General features: G+C 66.4%; 17 protein-coding genes. 7 read left to right on the top strand and 10 right to left on the bottom strand.

The window, feature by feature from the left end; genetic code table 11:
- Positions 1-29: 29 nt before the first annotated feature.
- The 4 genes from AC1DYI_RS10350 to AC1DYI_RS10335 form a co-directional block, all read right to left on the bottom strand.
- Complete coding sequence (locus AC1DYI_RS10350; RefSeq protein ID WP_477204021.1) at positions 30-1,604, bottom strand: AbfB domain-containing protein; 1,575 nt, start codon at positions 1,602-1,604, stop codon at positions 30-32.
- A 211-nt stretch (positions 1,605-1,815) separates the two neighbouring features.
- Positions 1,816-2,130: a polyhydroxyalkanoic acid system family protein gene (locus tag AC1DYI_RS10345; protein WP_477204020.1), complete on the bottom strand. Its 315-nt coding sequence runs from the start codon at positions 2,128-2,130 to the stop codon at positions 1,816-1,818.
- A 13-nt stretch (positions 2,131-2,143) separates the two neighbouring features.
- A complete protein-coding gene (locus tag AC1DYI_RS10340) occupies positions 2,144-3,265 on the bottom strand; it encodes an aminopeptidase (protein ID WP_477204019.1) in 1,122 nt (373 codons plus the stop codon).
- 4 nt (positions 3,266-3,269) lie between these two features.
- On the bottom strand, positions 3,270-5,303 hold the full coding sequence (locus AC1DYI_RS10335; RefSeq protein ID WP_477204018.1) for a molybdopterin-containing oxidoreductase family protein: 2,034 nt from the start codon (positions 5,301-5,303) through the stop codon (positions 3,270-3,272).
- 164 nt (positions 5,304-5,467) lie between these two features.
- On the opposite strand from AC1DYI_RS10335, the gene AC1DYI_RS10330 reads away from it, so the two are divergent.
- The 5 genes from AC1DYI_RS10330 to AC1DYI_RS10310 all read left to right on the top strand — a co-directional run bounded on the left by AC1DYI_RS10330 (position 5,468) and on the right by AC1DYI_RS10310 (position 10,119).
- Positions 5,468-6,604: an ABC transporter substrate-binding protein gene (locus tag AC1DYI_RS10330; protein WP_477204017.1), complete on the top strand. Its 1,137-nt coding sequence runs from the start codon at positions 5,468-5,470 to the stop codon at positions 6,602-6,604.
- A 67-nt stretch (positions 6,605-6,671) separates the two neighbouring features.
- Entirely contained in the window at positions 6,672-7,862 is a 1,191-nt protein-coding gene (locus AC1DYI_RS10325; RefSeq protein ID WP_477204016.1) for a M20 aminoacylase family protein, read from the top strand.
- A gap of 114 nt (positions 7,863-7,976) precedes the next feature.
- Positions 7,977-8,561, top strand: a complete 585-nt coding sequence (locus AC1DYI_RS10320) for an isochorismatase family protein (RefSeq protein WP_477204015.1) — start codon at positions 7,977-7,979, stop codon at positions 8,559-8,561.
- Positions 8,558-9,151 carry a DJ-1/PfpI family protein gene (locus tag AC1DYI_RS10315; protein ID WP_477204014.1) on the top strand — a complete coding sequence of 198 codons (594 nt, stop codon included), beginning with the start codon at positions 8,558-8,560 and terminating at the stop codon, positions 9,149-9,151. The genes AC1DYI_RS10320 and AC1DYI_RS10315 overlap by 4 nt, the downstream gene beginning before the upstream one ends.
- Positions 9,148-10,119: a GlxA family transcriptional regulator gene (locus AC1DYI_RS10310; RefSeq protein WP_477204013.1), complete on the top strand. Its 972-nt coding sequence runs from the start codon at positions 9,148-9,150 to the stop codon at positions 10,117-10,119. Before AC1DYI_RS10315 ends, AC1DYI_RS10310 begins: the two co-directional genes overlap by 4 nt.
- A gap of 15 nt (positions 10,120-10,134) precedes the next feature.
- Here AC1DYI_RS10310 and AC1DYI_RS10305 read toward each other — a convergent pair whose 3' ends face one another.
- Genes AC1DYI_RS10305 through tal form a run of 3 tightly spaced genes read right to left on the bottom strand, consistent with a single transcriptional unit; the run spans position 10,135 to position 13,362 of the window.
- Positions 10,135-10,806 (bottom strand): HAD family hydrolase, encoded by a 672-nt coding sequence (locus AC1DYI_RS10305; protein ID WP_477204012.1) that lies wholly within the window; start codon positions 10,804-10,806, stop codon positions 10,135-10,137.
- Between the two features lie 2 nt (positions 10,807-10,808).
- The gene (gene pgi, locus AC1DYI_RS10300) at positions 10,809-12,413 is read right to left on the bottom strand and encodes a glucose-6-phosphate isomerase (RefSeq protein WP_477204011.1); all 1,605 of its coding nucleotides are present in this window, start codon (positions 12,411-12,413) and stop codon (positions 10,809-10,811) included.
- Position 12,414: 1 nt separating this feature from the next.
- Positions 12,415-13,362 (bottom strand): transaldolase, encoded by a 948-nt coding sequence (gene tal / locus AC1DYI_RS10295; protein ID WP_477204010.1) that lies wholly within the window; start codon positions 13,360-13,362, stop codon positions 12,415-12,417.
- 169 nt (positions 13,363-13,531) lie between these two features.
- Here tal and zwf point away from each other — a divergent pair, with 169 nt between their 5' ends.
- Together zwf and AC1DYI_RS10285 are read left to right on the top strand one after the other, a co-directional pair.
- The gene (gene zwf / locus AC1DYI_RS10290; RefSeq protein ID WP_477204009.1) at positions 13,532-14,977 is read left to right on the top strand and encodes a glucose-6-phosphate dehydrogenase; all 1,446 of its coding nucleotides are present in this window, start codon (positions 13,532-13,534) and stop codon (positions 14,975-14,977) included.
- A 108-nt stretch (positions 14,978-15,085) separates the two neighbouring features.
- Positions 15,086-15,955 (top strand): MurR/RpiR family transcriptional regulator, encoded by an 870-nt coding sequence (locus tag AC1DYI_RS10285; RefSeq protein WP_477204008.1) that lies wholly within the window; start codon positions 15,086-15,088, stop codon positions 15,953-15,955.
- A gap of 39 nt (positions 15,956-15,994) precedes the next feature.
- Here AC1DYI_RS10285 and AC1DYI_RS10280 read toward each other — a convergent pair whose 3' ends face one another.
- The 3 genes from AC1DYI_RS10280 to AC1DYI_RS10270 all read right to left on the bottom strand — a co-directional run.
- Positions 15,995-17,197, bottom strand: coding sequence for a choice-of-anchor tandem repeat GloVer-containing protein (locus AC1DYI_RS10280; RefSeq protein ID WP_477204007.1), 1,203 nt, complete (start codon positions 17,195-17,197; stop codon positions 15,995-15,997).
- A 169-nt stretch (positions 17,198-17,366) separates the two neighbouring features.
- Entirely contained in the window at positions 17,367-17,657 is a 291-nt protein-coding gene (locus AC1DYI_RS10275) for an STAS domain-containing protein (RefSeq protein WP_477204006.1), read from the bottom strand.
- Between the two features lie 5 nt (positions 17,658-17,662).
- Positions 17,663-18,103, bottom strand: a 441-nt coding sequence (locus AC1DYI_RS10270) for an MlaC/ttg2D family ABC transporter substrate-binding protein (RefSeq protein WP_477204005.1), incomplete at its 5' end; no start/stop codon positions are given.

The following is an 18,103-nucleotide window of genomic DNA, read 5'->3' as shown; positions in this document are numbered from 1 at the left end:
GCCCCGAAGAGCGGCCCGACGCGTGGGGTTCAATACTTGCGGCTGATCTTCAACCAGTTCAGGCTCCAGCTGCCGCTCAAGCCCTTGAGGCCGATGTACTGCTCGCCGGCGTCGAGCGACACGTTGTGGGAGATCGTCGTCCACGTCTGCGCACCGTGGGTGTTGGGCACGTCGAGCTGGCCGTAGACCGGGTTGCCGCCGCCCTTTTCGAGCTGCAGCTTGCCGCCATCAGTGGTGCTGGCCACGCGGTACTCGACCTTGTAGACGCCGGCGCTCGGCAGGTTGATCTTCCAGGCCATCCAGTCGGCCGCGTCGATCGAGCTGACGTCCTGCCCGCCTTCGGAGCAGGCCTCGTCGACGACACCGGACATGAACTCGTGGGTCTCGGCTTCGACAGTCGTTGCGTACGCCGCTGCCAGCGGCAGGCCCGCCATGAAGGTCGACGCTTTCTTCGCGGCATCGGTGCCGGCCTTCTTCACGTACAGCAAGCCGTCTTGCTGGCGGATGTACTGGCCCGGCAGACTGAACGCCTCGAAGGACTTTGCCCACTCGTCAGTCAGGCCCGGGCGCTTGTAGAAGGTCGCCGCGTTCTTGAACGCCTGGCTGCCGTCGTCGGCCTCGAGCAAGAGCTCGCCGTTGCGGTGGCGCAGGTATTGACCAGGCAGGTTTTCGGACTGGAACGACACGCCGGCACCGGCCAGGCCCGGGATCATCGTCCAGTTGCCGTCCTGGTAGGGCTTGACCTTCGCGGGCTTGTCGAGCTGGGCGTGGCCGTCCTTGTGGCGGATCACCTTGCTGGTGTTGTCCAACGCCCAGGTGTTGAGGATGCCGCTCTCGTTACCAGGCTTCTGGTAGACGCGCACATAGTCGACGTACATCTTGGCCGGCAGCTTGGTCTCGTCGATCGTGAAGCCGGGCCAGTTGCCGCCGACCGCGAGGTTCAGCAACAGGAAGAAGTCGTTGTGGAACTCGTCGGTGCCGCCGACGCCGTCGGTGATGTCGATGACGTGGTACTGAACCCCGTCGACGAACCAGCGGATGAAGGCCGGATCCCACTCGATCGAGTAGACGTGGTAGTCCTGCGGCGTGGTCGTGGTGTTGCCGCCGTAAGAGGCGTAGCTGCCGTCCGGCGCCGACCAGTGCGCGGTGCCGTAGATCTTGTCCTCGGTGTTGACGTGCTCGAGGATGTCGAGCTCGCCCGATGAGGGCCAACCGACCCGGGTGATGTTGCTGCCCAGCGTCCAGAACGCCGGCCACAGGCCGGAGCCCAGTGGCACCTTGACGCGCGCTTCGATGCGGCCGTACTTGAAGCTTTGTTTGCCCTGCGTCTTCATCCGAGACGAGGTGTAGTGGAAGCCGCCGAAATCTTCGCGCTTGGCAGTGATGACCAGGTTGCCGTTTTCGACGCTGGCGTTTTCGCGCCGGTAGTACTCGAGCTCGTTGTTGCCCCAGCCGCCGGCGCCATTGCCGGTCTCGAAGACCCAATCGGGGCTGATGCTGCCCTCGAACTCGTCTTGCCAGACGAGTTGCCAATCGGCGGCCGCACTGACTTGCGCCACCATCAGGCCGGCCGCGAGGGCCCATATGTTTCGAAGTTTCTTCATGCCGACAGGACTCCAGCGCTCCTCGTTTTCGGACAAACCCCGAATGCGTCGACCGACGCCGTGCGAGGTGGCGCCCGGCCTTTTGCGGCATCTCGGGCGTGTCCAAATACTAGATTGAAAGCGCTTTCAGTTTCAACCTCGGGCGAGCCCTTAGGTAGAAACGGAGGGTGAAGGCGGGGCCGGCGCAAGCGTGCGCCGGCGAGCTGGTTGCTCAGGCCTTCTTGGCCTTGGTCTGCTCTTTCGCCAGCGCCTCGTCGAGCTGCTTGGCGACTTCGGTCTGGATCTGGCCGGCGAACGCCGCCATCAGCAGCCCCAGCTTGGCATGCACTTCGAAATGCTCGCCGGTGACGACCATCGTGCCGGAAACACCGGAGCGTTTGAACTGCACGGTGTCGCTGGTTTCTCCCTCCAGCACGGTGCATTCCATGTCGAACTTCTTTTCGACGTGCTCGGCCCATTTCCAGGCCACTTTGCGGGCACGGGCCAGGCCCAGGGTGTGGTCGCGGTGAACTCGGATATCAGCCATGGTCGTCAGTCCATCAATGTTGTTCGTGTGATTCGGTTGCCGGCGGTGCGAGGCCTTGCAGTGCAGCGTCGCGCTCGGCGCGCGGCAAACCGGCCAGGCGCTGCGCCGCAGCGTAGAAGCGCGGGAAATCTCGACCTTCGCGCTCGAACAGCGCGGTGAAGGCCGGCACCCAGTTCAGATAGGCCGCCTGGATGCCCAGCGACGCGTTGTTGGCATTGGCGAAGAAAGCATCGTAGCCGGCATAGCCGTTCCAGGCACCGGCTTTCAGTGCCGCGTAATCGGCCCGCATCTGGGCCATCAGCTCGACCTTGCGTGCGCGTTTGGTTTCGTCGTCCGCGTCCGAGCGGTACAGCTCGTCCAGCGCAGCACGGGCACCCAGCGTCAGGCGTCGAAAGCCCGAGCGCCGCAGTTCGATGGCCGCGGCTTGCGCGCGTGACGCATCGCTGCCATGGGCCGTCATCCAACGCTCACCGCCCAGACGCTCGACCGATGTCGCGAACGACTCGTTGAACATCGTGTCGCCAGGCGCGAACGCCACCTGGTGCGCCAGCTCATGAAAGATCAGCCGCGCTAGTTCGACCTCGGGCCACTGGATGAAAGTGTTCAGCAGCGGGTCACCACCCAGCCACTCCATCTTGCCCAGTGTCGAGTAGGCCGGCACCGGGTAGACGGTGACCTCGAAATTCTGGTCGCGCAGCGCCTGGCCTTCGGCATTGGCGGCAGCCTGGTCGTAGTAGCCGCGGTAGCCGACGCAGCCAACCACCGGGTAGCACCAGGTCTGCAGCTTCAGCGACAGCTCGGGCGCCGCGGCGACGTTCCACACCGCTGCGTTGCGCTTCAGGTCGGCGAACGCACGGTAGCTGTGGTTGTCGGGCAGCTTCAGCTCGCTGACGGCGAAATCGCGCATGCGCTTGGACAGCGCCAGCCGGGCTTTCAGCGGCTCGGGCGTGCTCGGCTCGTTGAGCCAGTCGTCGACCGGCCGCGCGCTGCTCAGCACGTTCAGGTGGCCGCTGACCGACTGCGCCAGGTAGCCCATCGAACTGCAGCCGCTGGTCAGGCAGACGGTGCTGGCCGCGATGGCCAGCAAACCCACGACGCTGGCGGCGCCCGCCATCAGCCAACCCTTGAGGCGCATCGATTCAAAGGGCCGCCACCTCGACCAGGCAGTCGTAGAAGGTCGGCGCCCTTCCCAGGTCGGTCAGCTGCTGGTGCGTCAGCTCGTTGACGTTGGTACCGTTGCGGCCCAGCTTGCGCCACCAGACACCCAGGCCGTTGACGACACCGGGCCGCGCACGCTGGTTGACACGGGCGGTGCAGTGGTAGCTGCCGCGGTCGTTGAAGACCCGCACCGCCTGGCCATCGGCCAGTGAACGCGCGGCCGCGTCAGCTGGGTGCAGCTCGACCACCGGTTCGGCCTCGATGTCGCGCAGGCTCTTGACGTTGACGAAGGTCGAGTTGAGGAAGTTGCGCGCCGGCGGCGAGATCATCGCCAGTGGGTAGCGTGCGGCCAGTTCAGGCGTGGTGGCCGCACTCTCGTAGTTGGGCACATGGTCGGGCAGAGGCACGCCGGGCGCTTCGGCAATCGCCTTGCCATTGGCCGTGGGGAAGCCACCGTCGGCGAACGGCGCATCCGGCAACGGCAGCTTGAACCAGCCGTCGCGCTGCAGCTGCTCGGTGTCGACCTGCTCGTTAAAGGCCTGGCGCGCGATCGCCTCGTCGCTGTCCTGGAAGCAGGGCTCGGTGAAGCCCATGCGGGCGGCCAGTTGGCGGAAGATCTCGCAGTTCGACTTCGCTTCGCCCCGCGCCGACACGGCCGGCTCGTTGATCAGCACATAGGTGTGGCCGTAGCTGGTGTGCGCGTCCCAGTGTTCCATCTGGGTCGTCGCCGGCAGCACGTAGTCGGCGTGGTCGGCGGTGTCGGTCAGGAAGTGTTCGAGCACCACGGTGAACAGGTCTTCGCGCTGGAAGCCGGCCACCACCTTGGGCGATTCGGGCGCCACCGCGACCGGGTTGCTGTTGTAGACCACCAGCGCCTCGATCTTCGGGCCGAACGTGGCGGACGAATCGCGCAGCAGATCGTCGCCGATCGTGCTCATGTTGATCGTGCGCGGCTGGCGGCCGGCCAGCAGGTCGAGCCGCTCCAGCGCGGCGGTGTTCTTCACCGCCTTGTTCCACCCTGACGCCGACAACAACATGCCACCCGCACGATGCCGCCAGGCGCCAGTCAGGCAAGGCAGCAGCGCGATCAGTCGCACGGCGTTGCCACCGCCGCGCACGCGTTGCATGCCGTAGTTCAGGCGGATCGCCGCCGGCTTCGTCGTGCCGTAGTCGCGCGCCAGGCCACGCACCTCGTCGACCGTCAAGCCGCACTCGGCGGCCGTGCGCTCGGGTGTCCACTGCAGCGCGCGTTCGCGCAGCGCGGGCCAGCCTTCGACGTGGCGTTCGAGGTAGTCGTGATCCAGCCAGTCGTTGGTGATCAGCTCGTGCATCAAGSCCAGCGCCAGCGCRSCGTCGGTGCCCGGCAGCAGGGCGATGTGCTGRTGGCAYTTCTCGGCSGTTTCGGTCTTGCGCGGGTCAATCGCGATCAGCTTGGCGCCGTTGCGTTTGGCGGCCTGTGCGAAGGTCCAGAAATGCAGGTTCGACGCGATCGAGTTGCTGCCCCAGATGACGATCAGCTTGCTCTCGGCAAAGTGCTCCAGGTGCATGCCGACCTTGCCGCCGTAGGTCATCTGCAAGGCTTCACCACCGGCGGAGGCGCAGATCGTGCGGTCGAGCAACGAGGCGCCGAGCTTGTTGAAGAAGCGTGCCGCCATGCTCTCGCCCTGCACCAGGCCCATGGTGCCGGCGTAGGAGTAAGGCACGATCGCTTGCGGGTTGCGCGATGCGATCTCGGTGAGCCGCGCGGCAATGTCGTCCAGCGCCTCGTCCCAGCCCACCGGCACGAACTGCCCGGAGCCCTTGGGGCCGACGCGCTTGAGCGGCGTCAACACCCGCTCGGGATGGTTGACCCGCTCGGCATAGCGCGAGACCTTGGTGCACAGCGCACCATGGGTCGGCGGGTGGTTCGGATCGCCCTGGATGCGCACGATCTGCTCGCCTTCCACCGTGACGCGGATGGCGCAGGTGTCGGGGCAGTCGTGCGGGCAAGCGGCGTGGACGATTCTCTGGCTCATCCTGAAATGATGTCACACTGCCGTCCCCCGAGCCGTGGCTGAGGGCAAACGTGACCACTGCCGTAGAGATTTGGTGACAAGCGGTGACCTTGGAGATTCAGGGTTTCGACCGCTGTGGAATAGCTTGAATGGCAAATATTTTCACTTCCCCTCTGGGCTCACGCGTGCCCCGCCGCCGTGTCTTGCAGCACCTGGCGGGGGGCGGCCTCGCCCTGGCCAGTGCAGGCGCCAGTGCATTGAGCCAAGGCGGCAACCGCATTGTGCTGGGCCAGTCAGCCGCCTTCACCGGGCCGGCCGCCCAACTGGGCATACAGATGAACCAGGGTGCCCGCCTGTGCTTCGACGCTTTCAACGCCGCAGGCGGACTGAACGGGCAGCGCATCGATCTGCAAACGCTGGACGACGGCTACGACCCCGCACGCTGCAAGACCAACACCGAGAAGTTCCTGGCTGCGGACGTGTTCGCGCTGTTCGGCTACGTGGGCACCCCCACCTCGCTCGCCGCGCTGCCACTGGTGCGTGCGGCTCACACGCCGTTCTTCGGGCCGTTCACAGGCGCGATGGCATTGCGCGAGCCGATGTCCAAGCAGATCTTCCATGTGCGGGCGTCGTACGACGACGAGACGGCGCTGATCGTGCACCAGCTGACCTCGCTGAACCTGCAGCGGATTGCCGTCTTCCGGCAGAACGACAGCTACGGCCAGGCCGGTCTGGACGGCGTGACCAAGGCACTCAAAGCCTCCGGCCTGGCACCGGTTGCCGTGGGCACGGTAGAGCGCAACACGACCGACGTGGCGGCAGCCGTGAGCACGATCATGGCGTCCCGGCCGGACGCCATCGTTCAGATCAGTGCCTACAAGAGTTGCGCGGCCTTCATTCGTGAGGCGCGCAAGGCCGGGTACTGGAGCACCTTCTACAACGTGTCCTTCGTCGGCACGCAGGCGCTGGCCGACGAGCTGGGTCCGGAGGCCAAGGGCGTGGTGGTGAGTCAGGTCATGCCCTACCCCTACACCCAGTCGGTGCCGATCGTTCGCGAGTACCTCGCGGCGATCAAGGCCGCCAACGACCCCAAGGTCAGGCCCAACTATTCGAGCATGGAAGGCTACGTCGCCGCCCGTGTCTTCGTCGAAGGCCTGAAGCGAGCCCGCAGCACGAACTACGAGCCCTTCATCGGCGCACTCGAATCGTTGCAGGGCCACACCCTGGACGGGTTCAACATCAACTTCGGGCCGCAGTCGCACGTCGCCTCGCGCTTCGTCGAACTGTCGATGTTGACCGGCGACGGCGGCGTGCGGCGTTGACCCGGCGTGGCAGGGGTTCGGAGCGGCGCGGGTAATATCCCCGCCAGCCTCCGAGAGCGCCCCTGCCATGCCATTGATCGACGAACTTGCGGCCGACGCCGCCACGATCGCCTCGTTGCGACGTGAGATCCACGCCCACCCCGAACTGTGCTTCGAAGAGGTCCGCACCGCCGACTTGATCGCACGCCAGCTCACTGAATGGGGCATCCCGATCCACCGCGGGCTCGGCAAGACCGGCGTCGTCGGCATCGTCAAGAACGGCAACAGCCCGCGCGCGATCGGCCTGCGCGCCGACATGGACGCGCTGCCGATGACCGAGCACAACCGCTTCGCGCATGCGAGCCAGCACCCCGGCAAGATGCACGCCTGCGGCCACGACGGCCACGTCGCGATGCTGCTGGGCGCCGCACGCCACTTGGCGAAACACCGCGATTTCGACGGCACCGTCTACCTGATCTTCCAGCCGGCCGAAGAAGGCGGCGGCGGTGCGCGCGAGATGATCAAGGATGGCCTGTTCAAGCTGTTCCCGATGGACGCGGTGTTCGGCATGCACAACTGGCCCGGCTACGAAGCGGGCCAGTTCGCGGTCTGCGACGGGCCTGCGATGGCGTCGAGCAACGAGTTCAAGATCACGATCCGCGGCAAGGGCGCCCATGCCGCCCTGCCCCACCTCGGCCTGGACCCGGTGCCCGTGGCCTGCCAGATGGTGCAAGCCTTCCAGACCATCGTCAGCCGCAACAAGAAGCCGATCGACACCGCCGTCGTCTCGGTCACGATGATCCACACCGGCGAAGCCACCAACGTCATCCCCGACAGCTGCGAGATCCAGGGCACGGTGCGCACCTTCACGCTCGACGTGCTCGACCTGATCGAGCACCGGATGAAAGAGATCGCCGAACACACCGCGGCCGCGTTCGGCCTCAGCGTCGACTTCGAGTTCCACCGCAACTACCCGCCGACGATCAACCACCCGGCCGAAGCGCAGTTCCTGCGCGGCGTGATGCGCGATCTGGTCGGTGAAGCCAACACGCTGGAATTCGAAGCCGCCATGACGGCCGAAGACTTCAGCTACTTCCTGCTCGAAAAACCCGGCGCCTACTTCGTCATCGGCAACGGCGACGGCAGCCACCGCATTTCCGGCCACGGCATGGGGCCCTGCACGCTGCACAACCCGAACTACGATTTCAACGATGCGCTGATTGCGCCGGGGGCGGCGTTGTGGGTGAAGTTGGCGGAACGGTTCCTGGCGTCGGCTTAGGCTAATAAGGGCTTGATGTCCTGATTTGACCGCAACCGGTCCGTTGCGGGGCTGGTTGGTCGGCACGTGAACGGGAAACATGGCATCCTCTGCCACTGAAACCCGTTGACCATCATGTCCATTTCCGCCCGCCCCACCACCGCCCTGCTGCTGATCGACGTGCAGGAGTCCTTCCGTGTCCGGCCGTACTGGAGCGACGCCGAAGCGCCGGCGTTCTTCAAGCGCACCAACGAGCTGGTGGCCGGCGCGGCCGCTGCCGGCATCCCCGTGGTGCAGGTGTTCCATGTCGACGAATCGAACAGCGCCGACAACCCGTTCGCGCATGCCAGCGGGCTGATCAAGCCGATGGCCGAACTGAAGCCCTTCGACGCGGCGCTGGTGGTCGAGAAGCACCGTCACAGCGCGCTGGTCGGCTCCGGCCTGTCGGTGTGGCTGCACAGCCAGGGCATTCGTCGCCTGATCGTCGCCGGCATCCGCACCGAGCAGTGCTGCGAAACGACCACCCGCCACGCCAGTGACGAAGGCTGGGAGGTCGACTACGTGACCGAAGCCACGCTGACCTTCGACATGACCACGCCGTCGGGTGAGACGCTGAGCGCCGCGGCGATCCGCGAACGGACCGAGACCGTGCTGGCCGGCCGCTTCGCCACCATCTGCACGGTCGAGCAGGCGCTGGACCGCGCGAAGAGCGCCGCATGACGCGACTGCTGCTGTTGATGTTCGACGAGGTCGAGTTGCTCGACTTCGCCGGGCCGTACGAAGTCTTCACCACCGCCAACCGCATGGCCGCGCGCCGTGGCCTCGAAACGCCGTTCGACCTCAGAACGGCGTCGCCCGACGGCCGCCCGGCCACAGCCCGCGCTGGCCTGGTGCTGCAGCCGGATAACGCCCTGGCTGACGCACCACCGGCCGACGTGCTGCTGGTACCCGGCGGGGTGGTCGACCGGCTGCTCGACAACGCGCCGCTGCTGGCTGAGTTGCGCCGCCGCTCGGCCGAGGCGCAGATCACCGCGTCCATCTGCACCGGCGCCTTCGTGCTCGCCCAAGCCGGCGTGCTGCACGACAGCGAGGCGACCACACACTGGGAAGACGCCGAGGACCTGGCCCGGCGCTATCCGAGCCTGCGGGTGCAGCCTGAACGACGCTGGGTCGACAACGGCCGCATCGTCACCTCCGCCGGGATCGCGGCCGGGATCGACATGAGCTTGCATCTGGTTGGCCGGCTGGTGGATCCCGAGCTGGCACAGCGCACGGCGCGCCAGCTGGATGTGCCCTGGAGCCACGTGTGAGCCAGCCGACCGAGGTGCTGTTCGTCGTGCTGCCCGACAGCCTGCTGCTGGACGTGGGCGGCCCGGCGGAGGCCTTCAGGCTCGCCAACGCGCAGCTCGAGGCGCGCGGCCGGCCGGCGGCCTACCGCATGCGCTTCGTCGGTCCTGATGCGGCGACCCCGTCCTCGGTGGGCCTCATGCTGGCGGGTCTGCAGCCGCTGCCAGACCACTTAACCGAGCCGACGTGGGTCGTGCTGGTGGGCCGTCCCGGCAGCGCGCTGCAGGTGGTGCGCCACCAGCGCGCGTGGCTGGCGACACGCCATTGGCTGGCGCAGGTTGTGGCCCCGGCGCTGGCGCCGGCAGACACGCCGCATCGGTTGTTGACGGTGTGCTCTGGCGCGCTGCTAGCCGCCGATGCCGGCTTGCTCACCGGTCGGCTGGTGACGACCCACCACGAGTTGTTGGACGAGCTGACAGCATTGGCGCCCGCGGCGCGGGTGGTGGCCAACCGCGTGTTCGTCGAAGACGGTGCGTTCGCCAGCAGCGCCGGGGTCACTGCCGGCATCGACCTGGCGCTGCACCTGATCGCACAGACGCAGGGCGAGGCGCTGGCCTCCGCTGTCGCGCAGGTGATGGTGGTGTTCCACCGCCGCGGCGCCGATGACCCCGAACGCTCGCCGCTGCTGGCGGGGCGCAGCCATTTGCACCCGGCCGTGCATGCGGTGCAGACGGCCGTGCTGGAAGCACCAAGCGACGACTGGTCGCTGGAGCGCATGGCCGCAGTCGCTCATGTCACGCCGCGCCATCTGGCGCGGCTGTTTCGCGAACACGCCGGTGTCACGCCACGCGAACATGTCGAGCAGGTGCGCCTGTCGCTGGCGCAAGAGGCCAAGCAGGCCGGTCTGCACACCAAGCAGGCGTTGGAGTTGGCCGGCTTCCGCTCGGATCGTCAGTGGCGGCGCGCGCGCGGCCGCGCCGCGTCTGCTTGAGGCCCAGGCCTAGGCCTAGGCGATCAAGCCACGCTCGATCAACTCACGCTCCAGTTCGGCGTCGCCGACGAACTGGACTGCCTGCCAGCCGAGGGCCTTGGCGGCCTCGACATTCGGGCCATGGTCGTCGATGAACAGGATCTGCTCGGCCGGCAAGCCAAACTGCTTCAGCGCATGGTCGAAGATCGCCGTCGCTGGCTTGTTGACCTTGGCGCGCGACGAGAACACGCCGCCATCGAACCAGCCCATGAAGTGGTGCGTGCGCTCCAGGTGCTCGGCGAACGGCAACGGCATGTTGGACAGGAAGTACAGCGGCCGCCCCGCAGCCTTCAGGCGCTTCATCAGCGCCACGGTGCCGGGGAGCGGCGTCAACGATGCAGGTGCCGCGTCGACCACAGCCAGCACCTCGGCCTGGTCCAGCCCGGTGCGGCGGGCGATGCGCTCGATCAGCGCCGGCACCTCGACCTGGCCGCTGTCGAAATCACCCCAGTCGCCCTGGTAGCTCTGGAAGATCTGGTTCACCCAATGGGCCGCCGCCTCGGGCGTGGCCGCGCGTTGTGGGAGCACGCGGCTCAACAAGGCTTCGGGTTGCCAGTCGAAAACCACCCGGCCGAAGTCGAAGACGATCGCGGTGTCGATTGTCGATGCGTCGAGCAAGGTCTCGCTCCAGGCACTGCTCTTGATCATGGTCATGCTCGCAAACGTGCCAGCAGGCCGGCGGTCGAGCCGTCCAGGCCCGTCGAGTCGCCCGAGGTGAAGCGCGGCAGCAACTGGCTGCACAGCGCCTTGCCCAGTTCGACGCCCCATTGGTCGAAGCTGTTGATGCCCCAGATCGCGCCGCTGGTGAACACGCGGTGTTCGTACAGCGCGATCAATGCGCCGAGCGAACGTGGGGTCAGGCTGTCCAGCACCAGCGTGGTACTGGGGCGGTTGCCGGGGAAGCTGCGATGGCGCGAGAGCACCGTGCGGTCCAGCGTCTGCGACGCTGTCGGCGCCTTTTCGCTCGCCGCTTCGGCCGAGGTCTTACCCAGCATCAGCGCCTGGCTTTGCGCCAGGCAGTTGGCCAGCAGCTTGGTGTGCAGGTCGGCATGGCCATGGCTTGGGTGCTTGACCGCGATGAACTCGACCGGAACGACATCCGTGCCCTGGTGCAGCATCTGGAAGTACGCGTGCTGACCGTTGGTGCCCGGCTCGCCCCAGACCACGGGGCTGGTGCCGAAGGGCAGCGTGCGGCCGTCGCTGTCGACGCCCTTGCCGTTCGACTCCATCTCCAGCTGCTGCAGGTAGGCCGGTAAGCGCGCCAAGCCCTGGTGGTAGGGCGCCACCGAGCGGCTGGTGTAGCCGTGGAAGTTGCGGTACCAGACATCGAGCAGGCCCAGCTGAACCGGCAGGTTCTGCAACAGTGGCGCTTGCGCGAAGTGCTTGTCCATCGCGTGCGCGCCGTCGAGAAAGGCGCGGAATGCGTCGGCACCGATCGCGATTGCCAATGGCAGGCCGATCGCGCTCCACAGCGAGTAGCGACCGCCGACCCAGTCCCAGAAGCCGAAGGTGTCGCTGATACCGAACTCGGCCGCGGCCTTCAGGTTGGTCGTCACGCCGACGAAGTGGCGCGTGGTGTCTTTGCCGCCGTTCGCGACGAACCACTCGCGCGCGATCTCAGCGTTGGCCATCGTCTCCTGCGTCGTGAAGGTCTTCGAGGCGACGATGAACAGCGTGCGTTCGGGTTTCAGGCTCTGCAGCACCGGCGTGATGTCGTGCCCGTCGACGTTGGAGACGAAGTGCAGTTTCAGACCCGGGTGGCCGTTGGCCTGCAGCGCGATCGCGGCCATGCGCGGGCCCAGGTCGGAGCCGCCGATGCCGATGTTGACGATGTCGGTGTAGGTGGCCCCCGCTTCGGCGCGAATGCGCTCGGCGAACGCCAGCATGCGATCGAGCACCTCGTGGACGTCGGCGCTGAACGGGCCGGCACCACGCGGTGCGCGCAACGCGGTGTGCAGCACCGCGCGGCCCTCGGTCGTGTTGATCGGGTCACCAGCCAGCATCGCGTCGCGCCGCGTATTGAGGTGACAGTCCTCGGCCAGTTCGACCAGCAGGCGGCGGGTGAGGTCGTCCCAGCGGTTCTTCGACAAGTCGGCGAAGACCTCGGGGGCTTGCAGACCGAAGCGATCAAACCGCACCGGATCGTCGGCAAATGCCTGACGCAGGTCGAAGTCGCGGCCATGGGCTTCGTGGTGGCCGCGCAGGGCAGCCCAGGCGACGGTGTCGTCGCAGCGGGGGGCAGCGAGGTTCGGCATCTCAAGCCTCCTGGATCAGCTTGTCGAGCTTGGCCGCATCGGCGGCAAACTGGCGGATGCCCTCGGCCAGCTTCTCGGTTGCCATCGCGTCTTCGTTCAGCGCGTAACGGAAACTCGTTTCGTTGTAGAGCACGGCATGCAGGTCAAGTTGACGCGCGTCGCCCGCATCCAGCGCTGGCGACAACGGCGCCTCGCTGGCCCGCAGCTGAGCCAGCAGTTCGGGGCTGATGGTCAGCAGGTCGCAGCCCGCCAGTGCCACGATCTGGCCGGTGTTGCGGAAGCTTGCCCCCATCACCTCGGTGGCGATGTCGAACTTCTTGTAGTGGTTGAAGATCTGCGTTACCGACTGGACGCCGGGGTCATTGACACCGGCCATGGCTTCCTCGTCCCACGCAGCGCCGGCCTGCTTCTTGTACCAGTCGTAGATGCGGCCGACAAAGGGGCTGATCAGCGTGACGTTGGCTTCGCCGCAGGCTACCGCCTGGCAGAAACTGAACAGCAGCGTCAGGTTGCAGTGGATGCCCTCACGTTCCAGCGCACGGGCCGCTTGGATGCCTTCCCAGGTCGAGGCGATCTTGATCAGCACCCGGTCTCGGCCAACGCCGGCGTCTTCGTACAGACCGATCAGGTGGTGGGCCCGGGCGATCGTGGCGGCCGTGTCGAAGGACAAACGGGCATCGACCTCGGTCGACACGCGCCCCGGCACCACTTTCAGGATCTCGCGGCCGAATCGCACCAGTACCTGGTCGACGATCTCGGCCAGCGGCAAGCCACGGTAGGCGTCCACTGTCTCCTTCAACAGCGGCGCATAGTCTGGCTGCTGCACGGCCTTGAGGATCAGCGAAGGGTTGGTCGTGGCGTCGCGCGGCGCGTACTGCGCCAGCTGCTTGAAGTTGCCGGTGTCGGCCACGACGGTGGTGTAGGCCTTGAGTTGGTCGAGCTGGTTCATGGTGGTGTGAGGCGGCGGCCTGTGGGGAAGGTGGACGGCGCACAGGCTTCATTAGAAACCCGGATCCGGTTTCAGCGCGGTTACGCCCCTCGGTTCACTCGGGCGCCGTTGACCGGTCGAAGAAACTCATGCATCATCCAGCGTGTAACTTTGTTTCACCTCGCTGACCATGTCCTTCGACCTCGTTTTCTTCGGCGGCACCGGCGACCTGACGTGGCGCAAGCTGATGCCCGCGCTGTTTCAGGCTTTTCGCCATGGCAAGCTGCCCGCCGGCGGGCGCATCCTGGCGGTGGCTCGCGACGAACGCAGCGATGCCGACTACCGCCAGTTCATCCGCGAGCGTTTCGTCGATGTCGACAGCTCCAAGCGGCCGAGCGACGACGAGTTCGACCGCTTTGCCGCGATGCTGCACTACCGCCGGATGGACCTGTCGCAGCCGGCTGACTATGCCGGCCTGAAGGCCTGGCTCGACGAGCGTGGCGCCGACACGGCGGTGCTGTACCTGGCCACCAGCCCGCACCTGTTCCCGGTCATCTGCGAACAGCTGGGCGCTGCCGGCCTGAACGGCCCGAAGGTGCGCGTGGTGCTGGAAAAGCCACTCGGCCACGACCTGGCCAGCGCGCAGGAGATCAACCGCGTCGTGCGCTCGGTGTTCACCGAACGACAGGCCTTCCGCATCGATCACTACCTCGGCAAACCGGCGGTGCAGAACCTGATGGCGCTGCGTTTTGCCAACGCCTTGTTCGAGCCTCTGTGGCGGCGCGAGTGCATTGCCAACATCCAGATCACGCTGGCCGAGTCGCTGGGCGTCGGTACCCGGGGCGACTTCTATGACCGCACCGGGTGCTTGCGCGACATGGTGCAGAACCATGCGCTGCAACTGCTGACGATGATCGCAATGGAGCCGCCGTCGACCAACGACGCCGACGCGATCCGCGATGAAAAGCTGAAGGTGCTGAAGTCGCTCAAACCCTTCACGCCAGACAGCGTGGCGCGCGAAGTGCTGCGCGGGCAGTACAAGGCCGGCACCGTCGACGGCAAGAGCGTGCCCGGTTACTTGGACGAGGTGAAGGTGCCGCATGACAGCACGTGCGAGACGTTTGTCGCGCTGCGCACCGAGGTGCAAAACTGGCGCTGGGCCGGTGTGCCCTTCTACCTGCGCACCGGCAAGCGGCTGGCCGCACGCGACGCACAGATCGTCGTCAATTTCCGTGAGGTCCCGCACCCGATCTTCCCGGGCTCGTCACGCGCCAACAAACTGGTGATCAAGCTGCAACCTGAAGACGGCCTGGAGCTTCACCTGCTGGCCGCCAAGGGCTCGGGCCAGAGCGACGCACTGTCGCCGGTGTCGTTGGACCTGGATTTCGACAAGGCCTTCCCGACCGAGCGGGTGGGCGCCTACGAACGCCTGCTGCTGGACGCGATCGCCGGCCGCTTGAACCTGTTCGTTCGCAGTGACGAACAAGAGCAGGCCTGGCGCTGGGTCGAGCCGATCCTGGACACCTGGGAGAACGATGCCAGCGACCTGAAGACCTACACCGCCGGCAGCTGGGGCCCGCCCGCGGCCAGCGCGATGGTCGCTCGCGACGGTTTCGCGTGGGCCGAGGAACAGTGATGGCGACAGCAGCCGAGGCGGGCCGCAGCGCTGGGCCGCTTGCGAGCAAGGCCCAATCCCCTTGGGGGATAGCGCCATCTACCCGTGGGGCGAGAGGTCGTCATCACCATGCTTGATCGAATCCGCGCCTCCATCCCTGCGCTGCCGCCGGCCGAGCAGCGGGTCGCCAAGCTCGTGCTCAGCGATCCGCGGAGCTTTGCGTCGATGCCTGTCGGCGAGCTGGCCGAGCGTTCGCATGTCAGCAAGCCGACTGTCGTGCGGTTCTGCCGCAGCGTGGGCTACGACGGCCTGTCCGACTTCAAGCGCAAGCTGGCCGGCAGCGTCAACGAGGGCGTGCCCTTCGTGCACCGCTCGGTCGACGAGGACGACAAACCCGGCGACATCATCGTCAAGGTGATCGACAACGCGGTCAGCGCATTGCTGAAGTACCGCAACGATGCGGCAGGCCATGCGTTCGAACGCGCGATGGCAGCCTTGGTCGAGACGGCCAAGCACAACGCGCGGGTCGAGTTCTATGGCGTCGGCAACTCCGGCATCGTGGCGCAGGACGCGCAGCACAAGTTCTTCCGCCTGGGCGTGAACGCGGTCGCGATGAGCGACGGCCATGTGCAGGTGATGAGCGCGACGATGCTCAAGCCGGTCGACTGTGCCGTGGTGATCAGCAACTCGGGCCGCAGCCAGGACCTGCTCGGCGTGGCCGAGATCGCGCAGCGCAAGGGCGCGACCTTGATCGTGCTCACGGCCAGCGGCTCGCCCTTGGCCCAGATGGCCCAGGGTGCCGGCCAGATCCTGCTCGCCGCGGATCACCCTGAGGACTACGACCGCTACAGCCCGATGGTCTCGCGCATGCTGCACCTGATGTGCATCGACATTCTGACGACCGGCGTCGCGTTGCGCCTGGGCCAAGGCTTGCGGCCCATGCTACAGGAGATCAAGCGCAACCTGCGCACGCGGCGCTACGCGCCGAATGCGGAGTAGGCGGACCGGGCTCCACCCGAGCCCGTCCGAGGAGCCGAGCTACTTCTTGAGCACCCGATAGACCAGGGTGCCTTCGCTGTAGCCGTAGCTCGCGGTGCCGTACATGTACGCGCCGGCGCGCGTCAAGCCCGTGCGCGGCGCGTTGGGCGTCCCGGCATAGTCGAAGGACTGCCAGACGCTGGCTTCGCCCGATGTCGACATCGTGAAGACAGTTCCTCCCCCACCCGCGCCACCGCCGCGGGTGGTGCCGTACATCAGACCATCCGGACCTAGGGTCAGGTCCCCGGTGACCGGATGGCCGAGGTCGCCGAAGAACGCAAAGGTGTGAATGGCGGACACTGCACCATCGGGAGTGACACGAAAGACTGATCCACAGCAATTGCCGCCACTGCGTGTCGATCCGTAGAAGTTGCCGTCTTTGGCCAGCAGCAACTTCCCGTACGGCCCCACGCCGACAGGGCCGCCTTCGGTGGTGAACGAGTACAGGACGCGATAGTCGCTTCCATCGGCGTTCAGCGAATAGACGGTTCCGGCGTTGAAACGGCCGCCCGCGTTGGTCACGCCAAACAGGCGGCCGGACGGGGAGATCGCCACACTGACCGGCGAGTCCCCATCGTCATAGCCCGAACCGGCGAAGTGCCTGATGGTCTTGAATGCGCCGCTCGCGGGATTCCACTTGTAGACGGTTCCGGCGTTCGAGCGGCCACCCTCTTCCGTCGTGCCGTAGATCCAGCCGCCAGCCCCCTGCGCCATCGCGCCGGTGGGCATGCAGCCCTCGCTTTTCTTCGACATCCCGTCGAATGGACGCATGAGCTGATAGCCTCCATCCGCCGGCGATACGCGGAAGACCGAGCCGCAGGCGGACGTGCCGCCATACCGCGTCGAGCCATAGAGGTAGCCGTCACTTGCCGCCAGCAGCGTGGTCATGGGGTATTGCCCGTCGACACCGGCATCGAACGAATGCAGCACGGTCACTAGGCCACTGAAGTCCATCGAGAACACGGTGCCGGAGTGCAAGTCGCCGCCGTAGGTGGCCGCGCCGTAGAAGCGGCCGTCGCTGCCAAGCGTCAACGGCCCCGGGTTGTCGCCTTCCAGGGGTTGGAAGACGTGAACCGTTTCGAGCCGGGGCTTTGTCTGCGCGTGGGCGACGGGCGAAACCATGATCGCGGCGACCATTCCCATCCCGATCATGCCGGCCCACGTCGGTCCAGCATGGCGCATGGTCAAGAACTTTCTTGCCATGAAATCCTCCTGAGTTATAGGTGGCGAGCACTCTATCCGATGCGTGTTCGACCGACTACCAACGGCATGCGCATTCTGTTGATCGGCAAGTTCGCCATCACCGAGCAGCCCCCAAAGACAAACGCGGCCCGAAGGCCGCGTTTGTCTTTGGACTGGGGCCGGTGCGAAATCAGCCGCTGATGCCCAGCAATTCAGCCACGCCGTAGAGCTTGGCCAAGTCGATCAGCTTGCCCGGTGCATTGCGCACCTCGAAGCCACGCTGGCGCCCTTCGGCCAGGCGGCGGCATTGCAACAGCACCGCCAGCGAGGCCGAGTCGATCTGAGTCAGCGCGCTGGCGTCGATCACGATCGTGCTGTCGCCAGCCGCGGCGATCGCCGGGCTGAGCGTGGCCAGCGCTGAGCGCGCGTCACGCAGCGTCAGCGCCGCCGGCAGGGTCAGGGTCGTCGCGGCCTCACTCATCGCGTTCAGCTCTTGGCTGCGGCCTTGTTCTTGTCGGCCAGCTTGGTGATCAAGCCGTCGATACCGACCGAGCCGATCTCTTGGGCGAAGCTGTTCTTGTACTGCTCGACCAGCCAGACGCCCAGCACGTTGACGTCGTAGATCTTCCAGCCAGCTTCCGTCTTCTCGAGGCGGTAGTCGAGCTGGATCGGCTCGCCCTTGCCCTTGATCTCGGTGCGCACGACCACTTCGGTGTCTTCGGCGCCGGCACGGTAAGGCTTCAGCTGAACGGTCTGGTCACGCACCTGCGTCAGCGCGCCGGCATAGGTGCGCACCAGCAGGATCTTGAACTCGGCCTGCAGGCGCTGCTGCTGGTCCGGCGTGGCGGTCTTCCACGGACGGCCGACGGCGGCGGCTGTCATGCGCGGGAAGTTGACGTTGGGCATCACCTTGGTGTCGACCAGGGC

The organism is Ideonella sp. P3_A4 (assembly GCF_056403075.1).
This window is presented reverse-complemented; position numbering and strand designations above follow the sequence as displayed.

Coding starts and splice junctions, on each gene's coding strand:
- AC1DYI_RS10320 (WP_477204015.1), top strand. CDS start 7,977: ATGTCCATTTCCGCCCGCCCCACCACCGCCCTGCTGCTGATCGACGTG.
- pgi (WP_477204011.1), bottom strand. CDS start 12,413: ATGCCGAACCTCGCTGCCCCCCGCTGCGACGACACCGTCGCCTGGGCT.
- AC1DYI_RS10350 (WP_477204021.1), bottom strand. CDS start 1,604: ATGAAGAAACTTCGAAACATATGGGCCCTCGCGGCCGGCCTGATGGTG.
- tal (WP_477204010.1), bottom strand. CDS start 13,362: ATGAACCAGCTCGACCAACTCAAGGCCTACACCACCGTCGTGGCCGAC.
- AC1DYI_RS10345 (WP_477204020.1), bottom strand. CDS start 2,130: ATGGCTGATATCCGAGTTCACCGCGACCACACCCTGGGCCTGGCCCGT.
- AC1DYI_RS10305 (WP_477204012.1), bottom strand. CDS start 10,806: ATGATCAAGAGCAGTGCCTGGAGCGAGACCTTGCTCGACGCATCGACA.
- AC1DYI_RS10280 (WP_477204007.1), bottom strand. CDS start 17,197: ATGGCAAGAAAGTTCTTGACCATGCGCCATGCTGGACCGACGTGGGCC.
- zwf (WP_477204009.1), top strand. CDS start 13,532: ATGTCCTTCGACCTCGTTTTCTTCGGCGGCACCGGCGACCTGACGTGG.
- AC1DYI_RS10285 (WP_477204008.1), top strand. CDS start 15,086: ATGCTTGATCGAATCCGCGCCTCCATCCCTGCGCTGCCGCCGGCCGAG.
- AC1DYI_RS10275 (WP_477204006.1), bottom strand. CDS start 17,657: ATGAGTGAGGCCGCGACGACCCTGACCCTGCCGGCGGCGCTGACGCTG.
- AC1DYI_RS10315 (WP_477204014.1), top strand. CDS start 8,558: ATGACGCGACTGCTGCTGTTGATGTTCGACGAGGTCGAGTTGCTCGAC.
- AC1DYI_RS10340 (WP_477204019.1), bottom strand. CDS start 3,265: ATGCGCCTCAAGGGTTGGCTGATGGCGGGCGCCGCCAGCGTCGTGGGT.
- AC1DYI_RS10325 (WP_477204016.1), top strand. CDS start 6,672: ATGCCATTGATCGACGAACTTGCGGCCGACGCCGCCACGATCGCCTCG.